Annotated in this window: 22 protein-coding genes; 10 read left to right on the forward strand and 12 right to left on the reverse strand. The window is 31.2% G+C overall.

The features are described from left to right. Positions 1 to 29: 29 nt before the first annotated feature. Positions 30 to 1,379 carry an RtcB family protein gene (locus BUB65_RS06750; RefSeq protein WP_073073682.1) on the forward strand — a complete coding sequence of 450 codons (1,350 nt, stop codon included), beginning with the start codon at positions 30 to 32 and terminating at the stop codon, positions 1,377 to 1,379. After that, positions 1,379 to 2,731 (forward strand): MFS transporter, encoded by a 1,353-nt coding sequence (locus tag BUB65_RS06755; protein ID WP_073073461.1) that lies wholly within the window; start codon positions 1,379 to 1,381, stop codon positions 2,729 to 2,731. Before BUB65_RS06750 ends, BUB65_RS06755 begins: the two co-directional genes overlap by 1 nt. 30 nt (positions 2,732 to 2,761) lie before the next feature. Here the strand turns inward: BUB65_RS06755 and BUB65_RS06760 are convergent, their stop codons facing one another. From BUB65_RS06760 to folP, 10 genes are all read right to left on the reverse strand, one after another. Further along, complete coding sequence (locus BUB65_RS06760) at positions 2,762 to 3,712, reverse strand: sensor histidine kinase (RefSeq protein ID WP_073073462.1); 951 nt, start codon at positions 3,710 to 3,712, stop codon at positions 2,762 to 2,764. Next, positions 3,705 to 4,373 carry a response regulator transcription factor gene (locus tag BUB65_RS06765; protein WP_073073463.1) on the reverse strand — a complete coding sequence of 223 codons (669 nt, stop codon included), beginning with the start codon at positions 4,371 to 4,373 and terminating at the stop codon, positions 3,705 to 3,707. Before BUB65_RS06765 ends, BUB65_RS06760 begins: the two co-directional genes overlap by 8 nt. After that, the gene (gene phoU, locus BUB65_RS06770) at positions 4,345 to 5,022 is read right to left on the reverse strand and encodes a phosphate signaling complex protein PhoU (protein ID WP_073073464.1); all 678 of its coding nucleotides are present in this window, start codon (positions 5,020 to 5,022) and stop codon (positions 4,345 to 4,347) included. Before phoU ends, BUB65_RS06765 begins: the two co-directional genes overlap by 29 nt. A 13-nt stretch (positions 5,023 to 5,035) precedes the next feature. Further along, positions 5,036 to 5,791 carry a phosphate ABC transporter ATP-binding protein PstB gene (pstB, locus tag BUB65_RS06775; RefSeq protein ID WP_073073465.1) on the reverse strand — a complete coding sequence of 252 codons (756 nt, stop codon included), beginning with the start codon at positions 5,789 to 5,791 and terminating at the stop codon, positions 5,036 to 5,038. Next, entirely contained in the window at positions 5,784 to 6,605 is an 822-nt protein-coding gene (pstA, locus tag BUB65_RS06780; protein WP_073073467.1) for a phosphate ABC transporter permease PstA, read from the reverse strand. The genes pstB and pstA overlap by 8 nt, the downstream gene beginning before the upstream one ends. Before the next feature lie 5 nt (positions 6,606 to 6,610). After that, complete coding sequence (locus BUB65_RS06785; protein WP_234946828.1) at positions 6,611 to 7,465, reverse strand: PstC family ABC transporter permease; 855 nt, start codon at positions 7,463 to 7,465, stop codon at positions 6,611 to 6,613. A gap of 16 nt (positions 7,466 to 7,481) precedes the next feature. After that, positions 7,482 to 8,306 carry a phosphate ABC transporter substrate-binding protein PstS gene (locus BUB65_RS06790; RefSeq protein ID WP_234946833.1) on the reverse strand — a complete coding sequence of 275 codons (825 nt, stop codon included), beginning with the start codon at positions 8,304 to 8,306 and terminating at the stop codon, positions 7,482 to 7,484. Between the two features lie 193 nt (positions 8,307 to 8,499). Beyond that, the gene (gene glpX / locus BUB65_RS06795; protein WP_073073471.1) at positions 8,500 to 9,531 is read right to left on the reverse strand and encodes a class II fructose-bisphosphatase; all 1,032 of its coding nucleotides are present in this window, start codon (positions 9,529 to 9,531) and stop codon (positions 8,500 to 8,502) included. Positions 9,532 to 9,641: 110 nt separating this feature from the next. Next, a complete protein-coding gene (locus BUB65_RS06800; RefSeq protein WP_073073684.1) occupies positions 9,642 to 10,337 on the reverse strand; it encodes a pseudouridine synthase in 696 nt (231 codons plus the stop codon). 387 nt (positions 10,338 to 10,724) lie between these two features. Then, on the reverse strand, positions 10,725 to 11,549 hold the full coding sequence (folP, locus tag BUB65_RS06805; RefSeq protein WP_073073473.1) for a dihydropteroate synthase: 825 nt from the start codon (positions 11,547 to 11,549) through the stop codon (positions 10,725 to 10,727). Positions 11,550 to 11,650: 101 nt separating this feature from the next. Here folP and BUB65_RS06810 point away from each other — a divergent pair, with 101 nt between their 5' ends. The 3 genes from BUB65_RS06810 to BUB65_RS06820 all read left to right on the forward strand — a co-directional run bounded on the left by BUB65_RS06810 (position 11,651) and on the right by BUB65_RS06820 (position 14,862). After that, entirely contained in the window at positions 11,651 to 12,994 is a 1,344-nt protein-coding gene (locus tag BUB65_RS06810; protein WP_073073475.1) for a GntP family permease, read from the forward strand. Positions 12,995 to 13,108: 114 nt separating this feature from the next. After that, the gene (locus BUB65_RS06815) at positions 13,109 to 13,885 is read left to right on the forward strand and encodes an alpha/beta hydrolase (RefSeq protein ID WP_073073477.1); all 777 of its coding nucleotides are present in this window, start codon (positions 13,109 to 13,111) and stop codon (positions 13,883 to 13,885) included. A gap of 68 nt (positions 13,886 to 13,953) precedes the next feature. Next, positions 13,954 to 14,862, forward strand: coding sequence for an alpha/beta hydrolase family protein (locus tag BUB65_RS06820; RefSeq protein ID WP_143606714.1), 909 nt, complete (start codon positions 13,954 to 13,956; stop codon positions 14,860 to 14,862). A gap of 18 nt (positions 14,863 to 14,880) precedes the next feature. Here the strand turns inward: BUB65_RS06820 and BUB65_RS06825 are convergent, their stop codons facing one another. Then, the gene (locus BUB65_RS06825; protein WP_073073480.1) at positions 14,881 to 16,437 is read right to left on the reverse strand and encodes an FGGY-family carbohydrate kinase; all 1,557 of its coding nucleotides are present in this window, start codon (positions 16,435 to 16,437) and stop codon (positions 14,881 to 14,883) included. A 258-nt stretch (positions 16,438 to 16,695) separates the two neighbouring features. Between BUB65_RS06825 and BUB65_RS06830 the strand changes: the two genes are divergently transcribed. The 3 genes from BUB65_RS06830 (at position 16,696) to BUB65_RS06840 (ending at position 19,845) form a co-directional block, all read left to right on the forward strand. Beyond that, on the forward strand, positions 16,696 to 17,913 hold the full coding sequence (locus BUB65_RS06830; protein ID WP_073073481.1) for an iron-containing alcohol dehydrogenase: 1,218 nt from the start codon (positions 16,696 to 16,698) through the stop codon (positions 17,911 to 17,913). 333 nt (positions 17,914 to 18,246) lie between these two features. After that, the gene (locus tag BUB65_RS06835) at positions 18,247 to 19,185 is read left to right on the forward strand and encodes an inorganic phosphate transporter (RefSeq protein WP_073073483.1); all 939 of its coding nucleotides are present in this window, start codon (positions 18,247 to 18,249) and stop codon (positions 19,183 to 19,185) included. A gap of 12 nt (positions 19,186 to 19,197) precedes the next feature. Further along, positions 19,198 to 19,845, forward strand: coding sequence for a TIGR00153 family protein (locus BUB65_RS06840; RefSeq protein WP_073073486.1), 648 nt, complete (start codon positions 19,198 to 19,200; stop codon positions 19,843 to 19,845). 20 nt (positions 19,846 to 19,865) lie between these two features. On the opposite strand, the gene BUB65_RS06845 is transcribed toward BUB65_RS06840, so the two are convergent. Then, positions 19,866 to 21,440: a glycoside hydrolase family 36 protein gene (locus tag BUB65_RS06845; protein WP_234946835.1), complete on the reverse strand. Its 1,575-nt coding sequence runs from the start codon at positions 21,438 to 21,440 to the stop codon at positions 19,866 to 19,868. Positions 21,441 to 21,562: 122 nt separating this feature from the next. Here BUB65_RS06845 and BUB65_RS06850 point away from each other — a divergent pair, with 122 nt between their 5' ends. Together BUB65_RS06850 and BUB65_RS06855 are read left to right on the forward strand one after the other, a co-directional pair. Continuing rightward, positions 21,563 to 22,744 carry a putative DNA modification/repair radical SAM protein gene (locus BUB65_RS06850; RefSeq protein WP_073073488.1) on the forward strand — a complete coding sequence of 394 codons (1,182 nt, stop codon included), beginning with the start codon at positions 21,563 to 21,565 and terminating at the stop codon, positions 22,742 to 22,744. A gap of 432 nt (positions 22,745 to 23,176) precedes the next feature. After that, positions 23,177 to 24,112 (forward strand): 5'-nucleotidase, lipoprotein e(P4) family, encoded by a 936-nt coding sequence (locus BUB65_RS06855; protein WP_073073490.1) that lies wholly within the window; start codon positions 23,177 to 23,179, stop codon positions 24,110 to 24,112. Positions 24,113 to 24,117: the final 5 nt, after the last annotated feature.

The following is a 24,117-nucleotide window of genomic DNA, read 5'->3' on the forward strand; positions in this document are numbered from 1 at the left end:
ATGTGTTTGAAATTCCAAAAGAAAAAAACATGAAAGTCGATGCATACATATTTACCGACGAAAAAGGATTGAAAGAAATAACCGAAGCAATTGAACAGCTTAAAAATGTTGCTTCACTTCCGGGAATTGTTAAGGCAGCGTATGGAATGCCTGATATTCACTGGGGATACGGTTTCCCCATTGGTGGAGTAGCTGCCTTTGACGTCGAAGAAGGAATAATAAGTCCTGGAGGAGTTGGTTTCGATATTAACTGTGGGGTTAGACTTTTAAAAACTCCACTTTTATATAACGATGTAAAAAAACATTTAGAAAAACTTATACAAAAAATTTATGAAATTGTTCCCGTTGGAGTAGGTTCAACATCTAAAAAATTCAATAAAAAAGACTTTAAAAACATCATCGAAAAAGGAGTTAAAGGAGCAATAGAGATTGGATATGGTTATCCAGAAGATTTGGAATGTATTGAAGATAATGGACATATTACACCAGCAAGTATAAAAGACATATCAAACAAAGCATACGAAAGGGGAAGAGAAGAACTTGGTACCCTAGGCGCTGGAAATCATTTTATAGAAATCCAAATGATTGAACAAATTTATGATAAAAAAGTAGCAAACAAACTAGGAATTGTTGAAAACCAAATAATTATTATGATTCATACTGGAAGTCGAGGTTTTGGTCATCAGGTTGCTACTGATTATATTCAACTTATGCGAAATTCTTTTAAAAATCTATCTATTCCTGACAAACAATTAATTTACGCACCATTTAAAAGTGAATTAGGACAGAAATATTTTTCTGCAATGAATTGTGCAGCAAATTATGCTTTTGTAAATAGACAAATAATTACCCATTATATTAGAATTGTGCTTAGTGAACTTTTTAATAGTTCTGCTCAACTTATTTACGATGTCGCCCACAATATTGCTAAACTTGAAACTCACATTATCAACAACGAATTAAAGAAAGTTATTATTCATAGAAAAGGAGCAACAAGAGCATTTGGACCTAATAGAAATGAAATTCCTCAAAAATTTAAACAAATTGGTCAACCAGTTATAATTCCTGGAGATATGGGAACAGCTTCATATCTTCTTGTTGGTACAGATGAATCAGAAAACATTGCTTTTTCTTCTACCGCACACGGTGCAGGAAGATTGCTTGGAAGAAGGCAGGCAATTAGACAATTAAAATTGAACAAAATTCTTTCAAAACTTCATAAAAGTGGCATAATTGTAAAAAGCAAGAACAAAAAGACTATAATTGAAGAAGCCCCGGAAGCGTACAAAGATATAGACAAAGTTATTGAAATCACAAATTATCTGAGTTTATCTAAAAAGATTGCAAGAATGATTCCTTTGGGGGTTATAAAAGGATAATGGGCAAAAATGAAAAATTTTTGATATTAGAAGGAATTTTTACAAATTTCTACTTTATTTTAACTCAAGGGGTTATCTTTACCTCAATTGCACTTTATTTTGGTTTCAATGAAGTGTTATTAGGAGTTACGGCCTCCTTCCCTATGATATTTCAACTTTTTCAAATTATTACACCTGCTATCATTGAAAAATTTAAATATCGTAAAAGGTTATTAATGATATTCAATTCGTTTAAACTTTCGTGGATTATCGTATTGTTCTCATTACTAACAGGAAAAATATCTCCTTTGATTCTAATATTAATCCTTGCTATATCCCAGGCTTTTTCATCTTTTGCAGGAAACACTTGGACATCCCTTGTTTCTGATGTTATTCCTCCTGAAAAAAGAGGAAATTACTTTGGTCTTAGAAGTATGTTAATTTCTTTTTCTACATTAATTATCTTTTACTTTTATTCTTACACAATTGACAATGTTTCTGCACCTTCGAATTATATTTTTGTTATTTTAATCACCCTCCTTGGAACTTTTCTTGGCATTCTTTCTCTTATACCTGTTGATGATCCACCAATAAAAACTCTAGGAACACTAAGTGAATTAAAAGTAGTTTTCACCGAGAAAAATTTCATAAAACTTTCAATAGCAAATATGTATTGGAATTTTATTTTGTTATTAACTGCCCCATTTTTTTCATACCATCAATTAAAAAATTTACACATACCTCTTACTTACATCAGTTATGCAACAATTGCTATGACTCTTATATCTATGTTATTCTATTTCGTTTGGGGAAAAATAAGTGATAAATTTGGTAATAAAACAATTATGATTTGGGGAATAACTTTTGTTTCAATAACTCCATTTGTTTGGATACTAATGAATGAACAACATTGGCCATATGGACTAATTCTTGATGCTGTTATCTCTGGAATAGGGTGGGCAGCAATTAATATTTCCATGCTTATCTTTCCTATGGAAGCTGCTAAAAGAATCTCACCTATGTACTTCGCTGTTTTCGGATTTTTTGGGGGAGTCGGCGGATTAATAGGCTCTTTCTCCGGAGGATATTTAGCCTCATATTTTAACCAATTAAATTTTTACATTGGTAATTACCATCTCTTTGGTCTTCAAGTTTATTTTATAATTGAAGGTTTACTTAGATTTCTCTCAATTCCCTTATTTGCAAGTGTCAAAACCAAAAAATATGTTTCACCTAGAATATTTATTTTCAATATATTAAATATTATTGCTAGAAGACCTACACAGAGAATTTACGAAAACGCCAAACTGGGAAATGTTTATATACTAAAAAAAGTATCATTAAAAAACCAGAGAATCAAAAGATGGTGGTAACTAGTTTTACAAACATTAAAATACAATAAATTAGGTATTTAGAACAACAATTACCTTGGTGCCCATCATATAGTTAGATTCTATTTTTAGTTTATAATTACATATTGAACAAATATGTTTTACAACAGAAAGACCTAAACCTGATCCTGTTGCCATTTTTATTGCATCCTTTGTCCTATAAAATCTCTCTGTTACCTTTTCCAACTCTTCTTTCTTTATACCTATTCCTCTGTCTTCGATTATTATCATATTATCTATTGTTTCTATTTTTACAGTTGAGTTTTTATATGAATATTTCACAGCATTCGAAATTAAATTCTTTAATATGGTATAAATTAAAAAACCATCTGCTCGAAAATATCTTTGAACAATTTTCTTCTCAATAGTTATCGATTTTGCTTTTATTTTCATATTAAGATCCTCTATAACTTCTTTTAAAACTTTCTCTATATCAATCTCATTATACTTTGGCATATAAAGACCTAATTCCAACATAGAAAGTATTTTTAATTGTTTTATAATCCTTTCCATCCTTTTTACCGATTTTTCAATTTCTCTAAGTGCAGTTTCAACAGTTTCTTTGTTATCTAAAAGAAGATAAACATTTGCCTTTATAACCGATAACGGATTGAAAAGTTCGTGTGAAACTGCTGTAGTAAAATTTATTTTTGCCTCCTTTAATCTTTCAATTTCAGTAACATCTTTGATTATTAATAAGTTGCTGCTGCTATTATACGATAAAACCACATCTCTTGTCTGAGAAATTTGAAAAAAATACATCTTGGTTCGAATTTTAAAATCTTTCTCACTGAAAATATGTTCAACCAACTCATCAATTTTATCAAACGTAAAAACCGAAAATATTTCAATAGATTCATTAATACCGTATTTTTCGGCTAATTTATTTCTCCTCTTTATTTTTAATTTTTCAAGTAAAATAACTATTTCATCAAAAAAGTCAAAAACTTCGAAATTAAACATCATATCCCCTTGTATTAAATCTATAACCCATTCCCCTCACAGTAACAATCCAGTGTTTTCCAATTTTATCTCTCAAATTACTTATGTGAACGTCAACCGCTCTGTCAGATATAAATTCGTCCTCCCACACTCTTTTTATTATTTCATCCCTTGAAAACACTTTGTTACTATTCTTTGCAAGCAAACACAATATTTCAAACTCTTTGGACGTAAGCTCAACCTCTTTATCTCCAATTTTAACTATATAATTATCACAGTAAATTTTTAAATTTCCAAACCTTAAAATTTCACCTGTATTACTTGTTCTTCTAAAATATGCCTTAATCCGAGCAATCACTTCTCTTGGATTAAAAGGCTTAGTAATATAATCATCAGCACCTATTTCAAGCCCATATATTTTGTCTATATCACTGTCTCTAGCTGAAATTATTATAATTCCAATCTCTGGATAATTAATTTTTATTTCAGGTAATTCATCTATCGAAAAACCATCTGGAAGCATTATATCAAGTAAGATCATATCGTATTTCTCATTTTCAAGTTTTTCCCTCATTTCCAAAATACTTCCAGCTTCCTCAACTTCATAATTTTCAGAAATTAAAAATTTAGCAAGAACTTCTCTTATTGGTACATCATCCTCCACTATCAGAATTCTCTTCATTTTTGTCACCCTCAAGAATTTTTTTAATTTCTTCACCTTTTTCAATGTAAATAATTTCTTCACACAAATTTGTCAAATGATCTCCTATTCTTTCTAAATCTCTTGCAATTAACACACTCAGTATATCACAATTCTTTTCTCCTTTTACAATTCCTCTTATTTCAATTTCTATATCATCTAATTTTTGATCTTCAAACCATATTTTTTTAGAAAGTTCTACATCCCTTTTTGAAAATGCCAAAAATGTATCATGAAGCATCTTCAAAGTTATTCCAAACATTTCTTTAATTTGCTTTGGCATATTATAACTCTGTTTATTATTATATAAATCTATTGTTTTCTCAGCAACATTACATGAAAGGTCTGCAATTCTCTCCAAATTGTTGGAAAATTTTATCATAGTTATTACGTATCTCAAATCTTTCGAAATGGGAGTATATCTTGCAATAATCTCATATACTTTTTCCTCTATTTCCCTATTAATTGCATCTATTTCATCGTCAAGAAGTAAAACTTTTCTTGCAAGATTTGGGTCAATAAGTTCTAAAGAGCTGAGTGACATTTCAAATGAATCTGCGACAAGCGAAAGCATCTTTGAAATATCCGCTTTTAATAAAGAAAACTCTCTTTCATAATGCAATGTATCCATGTACATTTCCTCCTTATCCTATTTTGCCAGTCAAATATTGTTCAGTTAAAGAATTTTTAGGATTTTTCACAATTTCTGATGTTTCCCCAAACTCAATTAACTCTCCTCTGTACATGAACATCATATATTCTGATATTCTTATTGCTTGACCAATATTATGAGTAACTAGTATTATTGTATAAAATTCTGATAACTTTTCCAAAAGAATTTCCAATTTTCGCGTTGCAATAGGATCAAGAGCAGATGTTGGTTCATCAAGCAAAAGAACTTCAGGTTCCACTGCTAATGTTCTTGCTATACACAATCTTTGCTGTTGACCTCCCGAAAGTGCTGTTCCCGGTTTTGAAAGTTCGTCTTTAACTTCATCCCACAAAAAAGCTTGTTTTAAAGACTGTTCAACGATTTCATCAAGTTTTCTTTTACTTTTTATTCCATGAATTTTAGGTCCAAATGCTACATTGTTGTATATACTCATGGGAAATGGCGTCGGTTTTTGAAAAACCATCCCTACTTTTTTCCTATATAAAGTTACATCATCTATATCTCTATAAATATCTTTCCCTTCAAAATAAATATTTCCCTCTATTCTAAACCCGGGAATCTCATCATTAATTCTATTAATACTTCTTAAAAGAGTCGACTTCCCACAACCTGATGGTCCAATTATAGCAGTAATTTTGTTTTTATAAATATCCACAGTAACATTACTCACGGCCTTTTTCTCTCCATAATAAGCACTAAAATTTTTTATTTCAATTATTTTATCCATTTCTTCTACCTCCAACCAAAAATGCTATTAAATATATACCTAACACAAATATCATTAAAAAGCTTGCGGTCCCTTGAGCCATCCACTTGGCACTTTCGCCATACGCAGCAACAAGATAGTAAATATGTGTTGGAAGTGTCATCACAGGAGAAAAAATGTTTTTTGGAAGTGAAGTGGAATAGAAAACAGCACCAGTTAAAAGAATAGGAGCAGTTTCTCCGATTGTTCTTCCAAAACCTATTAAAGCTGCTGTTATAAGCCTCTTTTTTGCGGCAGGTAATAACACCTTAAAAATTACTTCGTTCCTTTTCAAACCTAGAGCATATGCTGATTCCTTTAATTCAACGGGAATTGCACATATTGCTTCCGCTGTTGCAGATGAAATTACAGGAAGAGTCATTATTGAAAGAGTAAGTGCTCCAGCAATTAAAGAAGTACCAAATCCCAGAGTTATACAAAACAATGAAAGTCCGAAAAGACCAAAAACAATTGAAGGAACACCACTAAGTGAAGTAACAGATAAATCAATTATTTTAGAAAGTTTATTTTCTGAAAATTCAGCAAGAAAAACTCCTGTAATTATTCCAAATGGTATAGCAAAAATTGAACTTAAAAGTATCATGTAAATACTTCCAAGAATAGCAGGAAAAATTCCTCCATTTCTCATTCCGTCAGTAGGATATGAAGTAAAAAACTCTACTGAAAAGTACTTCATTCCATTAACAATTACTAAGATTAAAAATATCAAAACCAAAAAAGATATAGAATACGACAACATCTTTAACAAAATAGAAATAACATTATCTTTCTTCATTTATCTCACCTTCTACTAAATCTTTTTGATAAAAAAGTAAGGAACATAGAAATTGAAAGTAGAATGAGACCTGCAAGAAAAAGGGCGTGATAATGTAAACTTCCGATGGCAACTTCACCCATTTCACTTGCAATTGCAGCAGTTAGTGGTTTTACTGGATCAAATATGCTCGAAGGAATCATAGCAGCTCCACCTGCAACAAGCAGTACAACCATTGTTTCACCAATAATTCTATTAATCGTAAGTATTACAGAATTCAAAATTCCTGAAATTGCTGCTTTTGAAGTTACTTTCAATGTAGTATGAAATTTATTAACTCCAAGTGCTAATGAGCTTTCCTCTAATGATCTATCGACCGAATCCAAAGATTCAGTCATCAAAGAAACGGTATATGGTAAAGAAAGGATAATTAAACCTATACTTGCTAATAAAAAGTTTTCTGTTGACCAAATCTCAAATTTCAAAAGTATAGGTGAAATATATATTAATATAAACATTCCAATAATTACTGAAGGAACACCAGATAAGATTTCAATAATCGACTTTATGAATCTTTTTTCTCTTGGAGTGGAGTAAGTATGCAGATAAAATGAAACAAAATAACCAATTGGAATAACAAATATCGAAGAAAAACCTGTTAAAAGTAGTGTTGCAACAATCAATGCAAGCATTCCAAATTCTGGCTTTCTAGCAGTTGGATACCAATAAATACTGGTAAAAGGTTCTTTTCCGAGTTCCCTAATTGCGGGGGCAGCTTCTTTGAAAACAAAAAATATAAGAAAAAGAAGCGCCACAATGGCTGTGAGCGCAAAAGAAAATATTAATAACATCTGAGTAAAATATCTTATATTTCTTAACAATCAATATTCCCCCTTTTTAATATCCATAAGCTGCTACATAACCGGCTTTTTCTACTAACTCTTGTCCTTTTTTCGAAAGACCAAATGTAATATAATCCTTTATTAATCCTCTCTCAGGATATCCATCAGTGGCATCTATGAACATAAATAGTGGTCTTGAAATAGGGTACTTCCCACTTAGAATATTTTCTTTTGTTGGTAAAACACCATTAACCTTTAATACTTTTACTTTTTCAGTTACATATCCAACCCCTACATATGCTATTGCATAAGGATTTTTTTCAACTGTTTGTATTTCAAATTGGGTACTTTCCACCATTCTTACCCATGGAGCCATGTTTTCGCCTTTTAAAATTATTTTTTCAAATGTTTCGTATGTTCCTGAAGCAGTATTTCTTGAGTAAACTAATATTGTTTTTTTAGGAAGATTGGGATCAATTTGGTTCCAATATCTTATTTTTCCAGAATATATTTTTGCAAGTGTTTCAATAGAAATTTCATCAATTTTGAGATTTTTATTCACAATTATTGCTATTCCGTCATATCCTATTACTATAGGAATAAAATACTTTCCTAACTCATGCATTTTTTGTAACTCTTTATCTTTTAACCAACGACTAGCATTTGCTATATCTGTTGTTCCGTTAAATAATGCAGCAATTCCTGTTGAAGACCCAGCTCCTTCTAATGTGATCTCAACATTTGGATGTACCTTTTTAAACTCTTCAATCCACAACTGAGCAATTGGAAAAATCGTGTTCGATCCTTTAATAACCAACGTACTCGAAAATGCTACACCAAAAAATGCGAAAATAACAATAAGAAAATAAACTTTTTTCACGAAAATCACCTCCTTTTCTACTTCACCTTTATTATCTTCTGAAATCTTTTCCATTTTTTTTAGTTTTGTTAAGAAATATTAAGAAAACTAGGAATTCAAATTAGAGTTAGAAAGTAAAATAAAAAAAGCCATACTCATTATGAGTATGGCACCAAACAAAGTTATATTAAATTGGAAGCCCGATTTACCTGTTTTACTTCATCTTATTATTCGTCGTTTTTTTACCATTTAAAAATCTTACTTCACCTTCAGATTTTAAAGGAATAGTCTTGTATTTGAGATTATGATGAGAAATAATTCTTCTCAAAGTCTTTGTTTTTGACCTCATTACTAATGATTCAGTTATTGCAATATTTTTTGTGTATTTCACTCCTCTAAGCAAATCTCCATCAGTCACTCCAGTTGCCGCAAAAATAACATTGTCACTTTTAATCAAATCATCCGTTTTGTAAACTCTATTTGCGTCATATCCCTTTTCTGCCATTAGATTCCTTTCATTTTCATCTATAGGCCATAACTTTAATTGAATTTCTCCTCCTAATGATTTTAAGGCTGCTGCCGCTAAAATAGCTTCTGGTGAACCACCTATACCTAAGTAAATATTCACATAACTTTCTGGAAGAGCTGTTGCAATTGCGGCAGCTATATCCCCATCACTTATTAGTTTTATCCTAGCACCTACTCTTCTAACCTCTTCTATGATTTCTCTATGTCTTTCTCTGTTTAAAATTACCACAGTAAGTTCGGAAATATCTATGTTCAAGATAGCAGCTGCCACTCGTAAGTTTTCCCTAATTGACGCGTTTATATCAAGTTTTCCAGCAAGTTCTGGCCCAACTGCTAATTTGTAGGAATAAAAAGTTGGTAAGTATTCGATAGCCCCTCTATCTGTAGCAGCAATTACACTAATCGCATTTGGAAGCCCGTATGCCACAAGTCTAGTACCATCTATAGGATCAACAGCTATATCCAACTCAGGAGTATCTTCTTCCCAATTTCCAACTTTTTCGCCTATGTAAAGCATAGGAGCATTGTCTTTTTCTCCTTCACCTATTACTACTACTCCTTTCATATCTATGTAATCTAACATTCCCCGCATAGAATCACTAGCAATTTTATCAACTGTTTCCTTATTCCCCCTCCCCAAATGTCTACTAGCCATTAATGCTGCAGCTTCAGTTACCCTTACTAATTCCAAGGTAATTTCTTTAGGTACTTTACTCACTTTTTCACCCCCCAAAATTTTTGCAATAATATTATAAACATTTGTAACATAATTGAAAAATTCTATAAACTTTATTTACGAGCGCTTAAATTGAAAAAATGAGATTATCTTTATTTTTCCAACGCTAATCTTATCTTTTTATAAGGGACTTCTACCCACTCTCCGGGATGTAACCCAAAATCTTCTAATTTTAATTTCCCTATTCTTATTCTTACAATTTCTTTATACATTAACCCAATTGCTTTAGTTATTAATTTCACCTCATGGAACTTTCCTTCTGTAATAATTATCGATATCATATCTTCATTTACTTTTTTAATTTTAGCTGGAGCAAATTTTACTCCATTTTTTAATTCAATCCCTCTTTCAACCATTTTAATTTTTTCTTCCGTTAGTTTCCCTTCTATTCTTACAAGATACTCTTTCTCTATTTTTGACTTGGGGGAAATTACTTTATGAGTGAATTCTCCATCATTTGTTAATAATAGAAGTCCCCTTACATCTTTGTCTAACCTTCCAACTATATGGAGTTTTTTTAAATAAGGATGATTAATAAACTCAAATATGTTCCTTTCAAATTCAGATTTACTGGAAGTAAACCCTGCAGGTTTATACATTACTATGTAAACTTTATGATAAGGTACTATTTCATCGTTATCCAAATAGACCTTCTGATTTTCCTCTACCTCAAATGAAGGATTTTTAATTATTTCACCTTCAACTCTAACTCGCCCATCTTTTATAAGATATTTTACTTTTTTTCTACTTCCAACACCTGCATTTGAAAGAAATTTGTCAAGCCTCATTTTATTCAATTCTAAAAATCCTCCTAATCAATTGTTTTTACATTTAATTTGCATTTATTATCTTCTCAATGGGTTCTATGAACATTCTTAAATAACCACCTTCACACTAATTACTGTTTTATGTATTAAAATTACACTTTAATATTCTCAATTACAAAAAACTATTTTTTTAGTTTTTAATACAATTTTTATAATATTGCTTTTATTTCATGCATAAATAATCCTATATACAAAAAAGCCGAGATGTTCACAAAAAATTGGTAGGTTTATTCTAATCTTGGAAGGATATTCACATTCACTATTTCTTTTTTTATTTGATAAGTCCTTTTTGCCTTCAGCATTAAGTGTCAGTTTCTTCAAACCTATAACCGACTAAACTCACATTTTCTAACTTTTTAATATACTTTCCACAACTTTGACCACTCTATAATTTTCTTTTACGTCGTGCACTCTAATTATATCTACACCATTCATAACACCAACAGCAGTTATTGCCAATGTTCCTTCCAAACGTTCTTCAACTGGAAGATCCAAAATCATTCCTATCATTGATTTTCTACTTGCTCCTAATAAAATAGGATATCCCAACTCTTTAAATTTCTTAATATGTTTGATTATAAGTAGGTTATCAATTAATCTTTTCCCAAAACCTATGCCTGGATCAATAATTATCTTATTTATTCCATTTTGTTGAGCAAAAATTATTCTTTCTTTTAAAAACTCGAAAATTTCTGAAATCGGATCTTCATAAAATGGGTTTTTTTGCATGTTTTTTGGGGTACCTTTCATGTGCATCAAAATCACTGGACAATCAAATTTTTTAGCTACATCAACCATTTTTTCATCAAACCTAAAGGCACTAATATCATTTATAATATCTGCGCCTACTTTTAAACTTTCGTATGCTACTTTTGATTTATAAGTATCTACTGAAACAATTATATCAAATTTATTTTTTATAATTTCTATAGCGGGAACAACTCTATTTAATTCTTCCTCAAGTGGCACTTCATCTGCTCCAGGTCTAGTGCTTTCGCCTCCTACATCAATAATCTCTGCTCCATCTTTTATCATTTTTGCTACGGTGTCGATCAATTTATCTTTACTTATTCTACTCCCTGGAAAAAACGAGTCAGGAGTAACGTTAACTATACCCATTATATAGGTGTGATCAAATACCATTTTTTTATTTTCATTTAAATAATATTCCATATTTCTCACCTCCTTTTTTTTGATTTTATCACGTTATTTGTTTTTTTTAACCAAAAGAGTATAATTTTTATGTGTCGTATCATACAAAAGGAGGGGTATTGATGGCTGTTTGGTTAATTATTCTACTACTTTTGACAATTCTGTTCATTGTAATTTCCACTGTTAGATGGAAACTTCATCCTTTTCTCGCTTTGATATTCTCTGCGTTTATTTTTGGACTTTTGTCTGGTATGAATTTTAAAGACATTTTATCTTCAATCACTGCGGGATTTGGTGGCACTCTGGGATCTATTGGAATTGTCATAGTTGCTGGAACAATTATTGGTGTTTTTCTTGAAAGATCTGGTGGAGCTTTCACTATGGCAGAGTCTATTTTGAAAATTACTGGAAAAAAGAATGTTCCACTTGCAATGGGAATTATAGGTTACATTGTTTCAATACCTGTCTTTTGTGATTCAGGATTTGTAATTCTATCACCGCTAAACAAAGCTATGAGTAAAAGAGCAAAAATTACCTTGGCAGTTAGTGCCATTACATTAAGTTTAGGTTTATATGCCACACATACTATGGTTCCACCAACACCTGGTCCAGTAGCTGCTGCAGGAATTTTAAATGCTGATCTTGGTATAGTTATTATTTGGGGTCTAATTGTTTCTATACCTTCTTTGATCGTTGGTTGGTTATTCGCTTTAAAGTTTGCTTCAAAAATACAAATTGATCCAGAACCTGATATGACGGAAGAAGAAATTTCAAATACAATGAAAGATGCTCCAAGTTCAAAAAAAGCATTCTTACCACTTATAGTACCTATTATTTTAATTGTTTTCAAATCAATTTCTGACTTTCCAACAAGACCTTTCGGAGACGGTGCGTTAAGAACTTTCTTTGGTTTTATAGGTCACCCTGTTACTGCTCTAATTATAGGCGTTCTTATAGCATTTTTACTTCCTAAAAAGCTAGAGAAAAACATGTTATCTGTCAATGGTTGGGTTGGAAAAGCTGTTTTAAATGCAGGTGTAATTATATTAATCACCGGTGCAGGTGGAGCATTTGGAAAAGTATTACAAAATTCAGGAATTGCAAGCGTTCTCGGAGAATCTCTTGCAAATGCAAAGCTTGGAATATGGCTTCCATTTTTAATCGCAGCAGCAATAAAGAGTGCTCAAGGTTCATCCACTGTAGCAATTATTACGACTGCTTCCCTTATGGCTCCTTTAATGGATCCTCTTGGGTTCACTGCACCTATCGCTAAAGCACTTGTTGTTGTTGCTATAGGTGCAGGATCAATGGTTGTATCTCATGCAAATGATAGCTATTTCTGGGTAGTAACACAATTTTCCAATATGGATGTCAAAACCGGATATAAACTACAAACCTTTGGAACATTGGTCGAGGGTTTAACCGCTGCTATAATAGTATGGCTTATAAGTATTCCTTTAATATGATTTATATAATATAAAAAGACATTAAAAATGAAAGTCTCCATGCCCTCGTATTTTTACGAGGGCATTTTTGTGATAAGATAATATTTAGAAACCAAAACTAAGAGGTGATTATAAATGAATCTTTTTGATTTAAAAAGTGATATTAAAACAATAGACATCTCTCAACCCGTGTTTTTAAAAGGTACAAATAAAAAGGGAGTTTTATTAATTCACGGTTTTACCGGTAGTCCACATGACATGTTATATCTAGGTAAAAGACTAAACGAAGCAGGTTTTTCCGTTTCTATACCCAGGCTTCCCGGACATGGAACTTCCTCAGAAGATTTTTTAAGAAGTACTTGGAAAGATTGGTTACGAAGAGTTCTTGATTCTTATTTTGATCTTTCTGGAATCTGTGAAGAAGTATACATTGCTGGTCTTTCAATGGGAGGTGTTTTAACTTTAATTTTGTCTAGCATAGTCAATTCTCCAAAAATTGTTACAATAGCGGGCGCAATTATGATTAATGATTGGAAAATAATTTTAACACCTTTAATTTCTTTATTCACAAAAAAATTAGAGCGAAAAAATGTCGAAAAGAACTATGAAAATAAATCTCTTATCTATCTTGCTGATGAATACTGGTCTTACAACTGGCCTCTTCAAGGCAAGCATCTTTTAAAATTAATTAATATTGCTAAGAAAAGATTAAAATATGTGAAATCTGACATTCTAATTCTTGCCTCCGAAAAAGATGAAACAGTACCTTTGAAAGCAGCACATTATATCTATAAAAATGTTTCCTCAGGTACTAGAGAAATTAAAATATTTAAAGAATCGGGTCATGTTATGACAAATGACATTGAAAAAGAAAAAGTAGCAGATGAAATAATTAAATGGTTTAATCGATAGGTTATGCTTATTTCAAATTCTGTTTCATACTAAAACCAATTTTTAGTTTCTTAGCAAGGAGAATGTAAATGTTACCTTTTGAATATATCAATAGCAAAATTTCTCCTCAGATAATAAAAAAAGAAAAATTTAATATAATAAAATTCGACGCTCCATATAACCCAGAAGTAAAGGAGTCAGAAAAGATCATTTTACATGAATATCTTTCAAAAACTCCAAAGGCCAATCTGATCTTCCTCCATGGGATAGGAAATGGACACATATTATATTTAAAGTGGTTTGCAGAAAAATTTAAAGATTTTGGCATTAATACATATTTTTTAATCCTTCCATTTCACTTAAATCGAGCTCCTGACAATTGGAAAGGTGGAGAATTATTCTACTCTGCTTCTCCCAGAAAATGTGAAGTTCGTTTCCACCAGGCAGTAGTTGATGTAAGAAGAACCATTGACTATATCGAATCAATATCGAATTTTCCTGTGTATATTATGGGATTTTCTTTTGGAGGAATGATTTCTACTCTTTCAATGGCCGTTGATAAAAGAATAAAAAAAGGAGTTTTAGCATTTACTGGAGGAAATTGGAGATGGATCAACTGGTATTCACCCTACACAGAAAGTATAAGAATTGAATACAAAACTATAAAAAACGAAATGGGATGTTATTCGGAAGAATATTGTGCTAAAATGCGCGGAAATCCAGAAAAAGTTATTTCAAAGTTTAAAGAAATAACTGATATTTTTAAATATCCTGTTGGATGTTATCATTATGATCCCATGGCTTTTGCTAAATTTGTCAATCAGAAAGTTCTTATGTTCACTGGACTCTTTGACAAAGTCATAAACAAAAAAAGCTCAGATAGCCTTTATAAAATGCTTCCAAACGCAAAAAGGATCTTCATACCAGCTGGTCACAAATCTTCCTATCTTTTCAGAAAATATGTTGCCTGGAAAACCAAGAATTTTCTTTTTTCATAAATGTAAACAAAAATACACTTAATCATCCGGATATTTTGTGATTTTTTTAATTTCTATATTTATCCTTTTTAATGATTTATAGATTTTTTTATACACTTTATTATAAAGTTCCTCGTATATTTCCACTTCATCTTTTTGTGGTTCATAAGTTTTTGAATAAGTCACCATATTTTTCACAGCTTCAAATATTGAGTTATAGTAACCTATTCCCGTAAAGACACAAATAGCTGCTCCTAAACCTGCAGTTTCATGAGTTTGAGTTTTAAGAACAGGTAAATTAAACATATTTGCAGTAATTTGACATATTTTTTCGCTCTGTGAACCTCCTCCGGACACCATCAACTTTTTTACTTTTACTTTCCCTCTCTTTTCTATTCGTTCCAAACCATCTCGTAATGCATAATTTATACCTTCAACAATCGCTCTATATACATGTGCTCTTGTATGAACATCTCCAAAACCAATTATTGCACCTTTTGCGTTTGGCATATCAATGCCAGGTGTCCACATAGGATGCAAAACAAGACCTTGAGAACCCGGGGGAACACTGTTTAACAATGGTTCAAGTAGAACTTCCGGTGAAACACCAAGTTTCCTCGCTTTTTCCATTTCGGTAATACCAAACTCTTTCAAAAACCAACTTATCAACCAATATCCTCTAAAAATTTCTATTTCAGGGTTATAATATCCTGGTACAACAGCAGGATATGGCGGAATAAAAGGAATTACTTCAAAATATCTTTTTGAAGTCGTTTGAACAGTTGCGGTTGTACCAAAACTCAAACTTGCAGAATCAGTATTAAAGCATCCTACACCTATTGTTTCACAACCTTTGTCAGAACCTGAAGTAATTATTGGTATGCCTTTTGGAATTCCTGTCTCTTCGGCCACTTTTTCAGAAATAATACCAACTTTTTCACAAGAGCCCACTAATTTTGGTAATTTTTCTACTTCAACACCAAAAATTCTCCATCTCCAATGTCGCTTACTTTTTGTCCAATTTTGGTTCTTATAATCAAATGGTATATGGCCGATCTGTGAAGCCTTTGAATCAATAAATTGCCCCGTAAGTTTATATAAAAAATAACCAGAAAGTAACAAAAATTTGTGTGTTTTTTTCCAAATATCTTTCTCGTTTTCTTTGATCCAGTTTGGTCTACTCCGTCTATATGCTCTAATTGCCGTGTTTTTTTTATTAATCACAACAAAACCTATATTCTCAAAAAAATTTAAAGGATTTTTCTTAAGAGCCTTTCTTTGATCAACCCAAAGAATAGCAGGTCTAACCGGCTTGCCATTTTCATCTACTAAAACAACTGTATCACGTTGAGTTGTTACAGTAACACCAATAATTTTGCTAAATCTTTTTTTATTTCTATCTTCCAATTTCCTAATAGCTTTTATCATTGATTTCCAATAAAGCTCTGGATCTTGTTCGGCCCACCCAGGATATTTTGAAAAATACGGAGGATTAAATTTTACTCTTTCCATATCCACTAAATTTCCTTTTTCATCAAATAAAATTGCTCTTAGACTTTGTGTTCCACAATCTATGCTCAAAGCAAGTTCTTTCAAGTTTTCCACCCCTTTTTTATTTAAAACTACCACGTTTCATAATTTTCATAGTGAAATGCATAAAAACTTACAAAGAAAGTGTTCATAGATATTAAAAACATTACCTGTTTCAAGTTTATCATATTTTCTCAATAACAATAAAATGATTATTTTGTGAATTAATTAACGAAATCTTCATTGTTAATTAATTTAAACACAACACAAACGGTAAAAATAACTGTTATAATATTTGTGAAAATATTCACAGGAGGTGAAACTATGTGGGAAAATAAAGTTGATATTTTTAATGTATTTGAATTAAGATGTAAAACCACCTGTTATTTTGGTGTAGGAGCTATCAATAAAATTGCTGATATCCTAGACTCTTTAAAAGAACAAGGTATCAACAACGTAATTTTTGTCACAGATAAAGTTGCATACAAAATCACAGGTGCATGGGATGTTATTGAACCAGAACTGAAAAAAAGAAATTTTGAATATGTAATTTACGAAGATGTTTCTCCAAACCCCACAACTACACAAATTAATGAAGCTACAAAATTGGCAAAAGAAAAAGGAGCAAAAGCAGTTATCGGAATAGGTGGAGGAAGCCCAATAGATGCAGCAAAAAGTGTTGCGGTTCTTTTAGAATATACAGATAAAACTGCAGAAGAACTTTATGAAGGAAAATTCATTCCAACAAAAGCAAAACCAATAATTGCCATAAATACTACACATGGGACAGGGACAGAAGTTGATAGATTTGCAGTTGCTACTATTCTTGAAAAAGAGTACAAGCCTGCGCTAGCATATGATTGCATTTACCCATTATATGCTATTGATGACCCTCAACTTATGAAAACACTTCCAAAAAATCAAACAATATTTACCTCCATCGATGCTGTTAATCACGTAACAGAAGCTGCTACTACATTAGTTGCAAGTCCTTATTCCATTCTTTTAGCAAAAGAAGCAATTAGACTAATTTCAAGATATCTTCCACAAGCAGTTGCACACCCAGATGATCTAACTGCAAGATATTATCTGCTTTATGCATCTACAATCGCTGGAATATCCTTTGATAACGGGCTTTTGCATTTCACACACGCTCTTGAACATCCATTAAGTGCTGTAAAACCTGATCTTGCTCATGGTCTTGGACTAGCTATGTTATTACCGGCTGTTGTAAAACATATTTATTCTGCACAACCCGAAGTACTTGCAGACATTTATTCTCCAATTGTTCCTGGATTAAAAGGTGTACCAGGTGAAGCTGAAAAAATTGCTGCAGGAATAGAAAATTGGTTATTTAATCTTGGTGTTACCGAAAAATTAGAAGATATGGGATTTACAGAAAATGATATACCAAAACTTGTTAAACTTGCTCTTGAAACTCCATCCTTAGGACTTCTATTAAGTATGGCTCCTATTAAAGCTGATGAAAAAACTATCGAATCAATTTACAGAGATTCCTTAAAGCCATACATTTATAGATAAACTAACACAAAATGTTATAAAGGTTTAATGGTTCTTTTTAAAACATCTGCTTCTGTCGTTGTTTCTTGTTAGTGGATTGACCAAAAGAAGTAACGTGGCTCCTCGAGGAGCCACGTCTTTTATAGATAACAATTTAACTCATTCTATATTTATTATTAACAAAAACTTTTAAAATAACTATTGTTTCTATAAAATAGAAATATTCGTATATATTTATAAATATTGGCAAATACTGTTAAAATTCTTTAAAAATTCTCAAATTTTATTCTTTTCCAATATCAATTTTTGTGATATCATTGTTAGATACCTTTGTATAAATGTTGGAGGGATCTAATGTTCTTGTTTCTCTTACCAGCAATCTTTTTTGGTTGGTCCCTAGGAGCTAATGATGCTGCAAATATTTTTGGAACAGCGGTGTCAAATAGAATCATTAAATACAGGGTGGCAACGATAATATCAGCCATCTTTATTGTCATTGGAGCAGTCCTTGGTGGGGCAAAAGGTATAGAAACAATAAGTAGTGTTTCAAGTACGAACATTATTATGGCATCCATATCTGTTTTATCTGCTGCTTTAACTATGACAATTATGACATATTTAGGTGTGCCTGTGTCTTCCTCTCAAGCAATTGTTGGTTCCATCATAGCAACGGGACTCATAGAAGGTGGAGTAAATTGGGGAATAATTTTAAAACTTATTTCTGCTTGGGTTGGTACGCCTATTGGAGGTATGCTTTTCGGATTCCTGGCGTATAAGATATTTGCTATTCCCTTTAATAAAATCAAATCAATCTATGTAAAAGAAAGGATTATTTTAATTAGTACGATAATAATAGGAGCGTATGGAGCGTATTCTCTTGGTGCAAATAATGTTGCAAACATAACCGGGGTTTTTGCAAATGAAATAGGAGTTGAAATGGCTGCATTGATTGGTGGCCTAAGTATAGCGTTTGGAGTTTTAACTTATAGTTATAAAGTTATGATGACAGTAGGCACTCAAATAATAGAATTAGATTATTTTTCTGCAACAATTGCTGTATTAGGAGAATCTATAACGGTTTGGATATACGCTTTACTTGGAATACCGGTATCTACATCTCAGGCAATTGTTGGAGCAGTTATAGGGGCTGGCTATGCAAGAGGTTCAAAGTTAATAAATAAAAAAATTGTTTTAAAAATAATTGGTGCCTGGGTTAATACACCTGTCTCTTCTGGAATTATAACTTTTCTGCTATACTTATTATTGAAAGGAGTTTTCAAAGTTAACATCTAGGAGGTGTTCAAAGTGAGTTTATTCTTTGGTAAAAAAGAACAACTAGTTATAGAACTATTCCACCAACATCTAGATGCTGTAGAAGATACAATTAAAAAATTATTAGATTTAATTCAAAGTATGGAAAATAATAATAATGATAAAGTAAAAGAACTTGCAGAAGAGGTAAGAAAATCAGAAACAATAGCTGATAAAATAAGAAGGAAAGCTGAATTAGAAATGTATTCTGGAGCATTCTTACCAAACTTTAGAGGAGATTTGTTAGGTACAATTGAATCTCTTGATAAAATTGCCAATAAAGCTGAATCTGTCGCAGACGAAATAGATCTCCAAAATTTAAAAATTCCCGCAGAACTTTTTAAAGATTTTGAAAATCTAGTGCAGAAATCTCTTGAAACTTATCTGGCATTAAAAGACGCTGCAAGAGAAATGTTTGAAGATTTTGAAAGTGCCAGTTTAAAAATAACAGACACTGAAAAATTTGAACATGAAACAGATAAAATTGAAAGAAATACTATAAGAAAAATTTTTTCTATGGATCTTCCTCTTGCTGAAAAAATACAACTAAAAAAACTTGTTCATAGAATAGCTGATATTTCTGACACTGCGGAAGACGTTTCTGATAGAATTCAAATAATTTTGTATAAAAGAAAAGTATAATTATTGAAATTAATTTTAGCTCAACTTTTTCTTCGTGATTTTAAAAATTCATCATCGGGATAAAACTCCGACTTTTCGGTTTCAAGGCAAATTCGCAATTTAACATTACCAATTTTTGTCCCAAAAGATTTTATTTCAAATCCTTTTGACATAATTCCTTTTATGAACGGTTTTCCATTTCTAAGTTTCAACGACGCGAAAAATAAATAGTTTTCTAGATCTTTTCCTAAATCATCACTTACAAATATCATATTATTTAAAATACCAGCTGTTAAGGCATACATTTTCTTTTGCTGATTTGTAAGTTCTGTTTCACTATTTCTCAATAACAAACAGTCAGGATCGTTCCACCACCAAACACCATTAGTAAAATATCTCATTATGACATTTCTCAAGGCATAATACGCATTTGGAATCATAACATCTGGTGCGTTTTTGTTATAAAATGGTGCTGTATCTGGTCCTATTCTCATTCCATCAACATAACCTATTGATGGTAGAAGAGGAGCACCACATCCTAAAACAAATGACTTGTCTACCACTTTCCTTATTATTTTCAATCCTTCTCTATACGCTTGTATGGGAGATATATTTGAATATCTTTTTCCAGGAATTGCCCCTGCAAATAGAAAATCTATTTTAAAATAATCAAAACCTGCATCTTTTAATTTTATAAAAAGTTCTTCAAGATATTTTTTCACTTCAGGATGAGTCAAATCAAGTGCATAAATTCTTTTATTCCAATTTTCATAGGCAACGAGAGGCTCTCCGTCTTCATTTCTCACTAACCAATCTTTATGTACTTTAAATATTTTTGAGGTTTCCGAAACACTAAACGGTGCAAGCCAAATTCCTGGTTTATAACCAAATTTTTTTATCGTTTCTGCCATTTCTTTAAAACAAGGGAAATTTTCTTTAGGTTCCCAATCTCCTATATCTTTTTGCCAAGAATCGTCTATTTGAAATACTTCAAAGGGATATTTTATAGAAAAGTTTAAATTTCTTAATACATCTTCCCAAGTTAGATTTTGGAAATAATAGTACCAACTAGACCAACCTATGGGATTCCAATTTAAAAAGTTCGGTTTCATTTCCTGCTTTACATACTCTGCATACACGTGTAATAAAACATCAATATTTCCAAACAAAATAACCATCGGTTCTATTTCTACATAATCATCAAATTCGGTATTAAAATAGTCTATATAGCCTTTTATTTTTCCTCGTTTAATAACAAAATATGGGTGCCCTATTTTGGAAGAAAGAAAACCAACTAACATATTTTCATTTCCTACAAAGTAATCACTAACTATTGCCTCTAACAATAATTGTGGATTCGGATTCAAAGAAAAAGCATTCTTTTTTAAAAGTTCTTTTGGGATGTTTAAAACATCATTCGCATCAATTATTTTTGTTGGACCCCAGCTTTGCCAATTGTTTATAAGCAATTTACCTTCCAGATCTATTTCAAACAATTTCACTTTTCCTGGTTTTCCCTTTACTTTTCCTCTCACTATTATTCCGTGAGATATTCTTTCCTTTTTTAATTGCAAAAAATAATTTTCATTCTTTATTTCTCCTTCAAATATTTCCATCTTTCTTTTTCCTCCTTTCAAACTTACATTATCATTTTATACTAAATTTTACTTTTGAAGCATTTAAAACTATGATATAATATACATATGTATATATATATATACACATCGGAGGGGAAATTATGAATTTGGATAAAAAACTCAAAATCCTCATTTCCTCAGCAAAATACGACGTTGCTTGTTCCTCAATATACCTAAAAAACAGAAACTTCCTAAACTTAGGCTATAGTAGTAAATGTGTTCCTCTTTTAAAGGTTCTTTTTTCAAATGCTTGTATATACGATTGCGCATACTGTATTAATAGAAAGTCAAATAACATTCCACGCGCAACTTTTTCTGTTAATGAACTTGTAAATATTACAATAAGCTTTTACAAAAAAAATTATACTAAAGGTCTTTTTTTAAGTTCTGCTATCATTAAAAATCCTGATTACACTATGGAACAAATGATAAAAGTTGTAAAAAAACTTAGAACAAAAGAAAAATTTAATGGATATATACATTTAAAGATTATACCAGGGGTTGACGAAAAACTAATTGAAGAGGCAGGATTATACGCTGATAGACTCAGCATAAATGTTGAATTTCCAACAAAAAAATCTCTTAAATTTCTCGCTCCAGATAAAGAACCTGAATCTATACAAAAACCTCTTATTGTGTCTTCAAAAAAATATATTGAAACAATTTCTGAAGTAAAAAAATACAAACATGCGAAACTTTTTTCTCCAGCAGGCCAAACTACACAATTAATAGTCGGTGCAACTCCTGAATCAGATAAGAAAATACTTTCTTTTGCTGATAAGTTATATAAAGATTATAAATTGAAAAGAGTCTATTATTCAGCATACATTGCTGTAAATTATGATAAAAAACTTCCCACAACAAGTGAATCACAAATACGTGAAAATAGGCTCTATCAAGCGGATTTCCTTATAAGACTGTATAATTTCCGAATAGAAGAACTTTTCGAAAAGTCTGAAAGGCTTGATCTAAAAATAGATCCAAAAACAAAATGGGCAATTAACCATCCGGAATTCTTTCCTATAGAAATAAACAGTGCTTCATATGACGAACTTATCAGAGTGCCAGGGATAGGGATTAAAACTGCAAAACTAATAATAAAAGCAAGAAAATTGTCTTCTCTCAATTTTGATAATCTTATTAAAATTGGAGTTCTTTTGAAAAAAGCAAAATATTTTATCACTTGCAACGGAAAAAAATATAACAACCTCGAAAGATCCACGCCTTTGTTTTCCATTAACTTTTCCAAAGAAGAAGATAAAACGGAATGTTTTAGCTTATAAAAATTATTTTTTAATGCTAATATAAATTCCCCGAAAGATTATGCAATAAAGATTCACTCATAAATTCAGTAAATTCCTTTCTTATTTGTAAAGATAATTTATAATAAAATCCTCAAATAATCAATGCTTTCAAAACCTTATCATTTGTTAAGTACATTAAGTACATTCTCTGATAAAAAAGAAGTATTAAAAGTAGACCATATCTTTTTCTAAAATTAACTAAAATGATTATTTAAAATTAATGTGAAATTAAAAACTCACAAACTGAAACATTCTAACAAAAGAATAGAATTTTGCTTTCTGAGTTAAAATAAAAACATTAAACCTGGTTATGCTTGTTTAGATTTTTAAATTTATTATTTTCTCATTTCACTTTTAAATTCTTTGTGTGATAAAATTTTATTTGTATTTTATTACAAAGGAGGTGCTTTTATGAAAAAACTTATTGTTGTTTTATTAGTCATTTTGTTTGCTACTCTTCTATTGAGTACAGAGTTTTATATTGTAAAAGAGGGAGATACCTTATCGAAAATCGCTAAAGAAAACGGTTTAACTGTCGAGGAATTGGTGCAGTACAATAATCTTGAAAATCCAGATTTAATTTTCGTTGGTCAGAAACTTCGTCTAACACCTAAATACACCCAAAAAGATTTAAATGAACAACTAGTAATGTCTATTCTTTGGTACCAAAATTCTGGAGAAATGAGAGCACTTGCTTATCAAGCGTTTAATGTTGCAAAATTGATTTATGACATGGATCTAAAAGAAGAAGCAACGCAAACAAGGGCGGTAATTGTAGATGTCGATGAAACAGTCCTTAATAACAGTCCATATGACGCCGGACATATTGGTACAGAACATGCGTATCCAGTTGGCTGGACAGAGTGGTGTGAAGCAAGGCTTGCAACGGCAATTCCTGGTGCTGTTGAATTTTTAAATTATGTTGCCAAAACTGGCGGAGAAGTTTTCTATATTACCAATAGGAAAGAAAACGTTAAACAAGCAACTATAGATAATTTAAAAATGCTTGGCTTTCCATTCGCTGATGAAGAACATGTGTTGACTAGAACAACAACTTCAGATAAGGAACCCAGAAGACAGATGGTTGCAAAAAAATATAGAATTGTACTTTTAATGGGAGACAATTTAAACGACTTCTCTTCGCTATTTGCGAAAAAAAGTGTAGAAGAGAGAGCCGCTCTTGTTGATAAAATGAAAGAAATGTGGGGTACAAAATTTATAGTTCTTCCAAATCCAATTTATGGAGACTGGGAGGGAGCAATTTATAATTATAATTGGGGATTAAGTCCTGAGGAAAAAGACAAAGCAAGGAAAGAACATTTATTTATGTGGAAATATGAACAATAGCCACT

This window comes from Thermosipho atlanticus DSM 15807 (genome assembly GCF_900129985.1).
Classification (GTDB): Bacteria; Thermotogota; Thermotogae; order Thermotogales; family Fervidobacteriaceae; genus Thermosipho_A; species Thermosipho_A atlanticus.

Coding starts and splice junctions, on each gene's coding strand:
- BUB65_RS06750 (WP_073073682.1), top strand. CDS start 30: ATGAAAGTCGATGCATACATATTTACCGACGAAAAAGGATTGAAAGAA.
- BUB65_RS06755 (WP_073073461.1), top strand. CDS start 1,379: ATGGGCAAAAATGAAAAATTTTTGATATTAGAAGGAATTTTTACAAAT.
- BUB65_RS06760 (WP_073073462.1), bottom strand. CDS start 3,712: ATGTTTAATTTCGAAGTTTTTGACTTTTTTGATGAAATAGTTATTTTA.
- BUB65_RS06765 (WP_073073463.1), bottom strand. CDS start 4,373: ATGAAGAGAATTCTGATAGTGGAGGATGATGTACCAATAAGAGAAGTT.
- phoU (WP_073073464.1), bottom strand. CDS start 5,022: ATGGATACATTGCATTATGAAAGAGAGTTTTCTTTATTAAAAGCGGAT.
- pstB (WP_073073465.1), bottom strand. CDS start 5,791: ATGGATAAAATAATTGAAATAAAAAATTTTAGTGCTTATTATGGAGAG.
- pstA (WP_073073467.1), bottom strand. CDS start 6,605: ATGAAGAAAGATAATGTTATTTCTATTTTGTTAAAGATGTTGTCGTAT.
- BUB65_RS06800 (WP_073073684.1), bottom strand. CDS start 10,337: ATGAGGCTTGACAAATTTCTTTCAAATGCAGGTGTTGGAAGTAGAAAA.
- folP (WP_073073473.1), bottom strand. CDS start 11,549: ATGGAATATTATTTAAATGAAAATAAAAAAATGGTATTTGATCACACC.
- BUB65_RS06810 (WP_073073475.1), top strand. CDS start 11,651: ATGGCTGTTTGGTTAATTATTCTACTACTTTTGACAATTCTGTTCATT.
- BUB65_RS06815 (WP_073073477.1), top strand. CDS start 13,109: ATGAATCTTTTTGATTTAAAAAGTGATATTAAAACAATAGACATCTCT.
- BUB65_RS06820 (WP_143606714.1), top strand. CDS start 13,954: ATGTTACCTTTTGAATATATCAATAGCAAAATTTCTCCTCAGATAATA.
- BUB65_RS06830 (WP_073073481.1), top strand. CDS start 16,696: ATGTGGGAAAATAAAGTTGATATTTTTAATGTATTTGAATTAAGATGT.
- BUB65_RS06835 (WP_073073483.1), top strand. CDS start 18,247: ATGTTCTTGTTTCTCTTACCAGCAATCTTTTTTGGTTGGTCCCTAGGA.
- BUB65_RS06845 (WP_234946835.1), bottom strand. CDS start 21,440: ATGGAAATATTTGAAGGAGAAATAAAGAATGAAAATTATTTTTTGCAA.
- BUB65_RS06850 (WP_073073488.1), top strand. CDS start 21,563: ATGAATTTGGATAAAAAACTCAAAATCCTCATTTCCTCAGCAAAATAC.
- BUB65_RS06855 (WP_073073490.1), top strand. CDS start 23,177: ATGAAAAAACTTATTGTTGTTTTATTAGTCATTTTGTTTGCTACTCTT.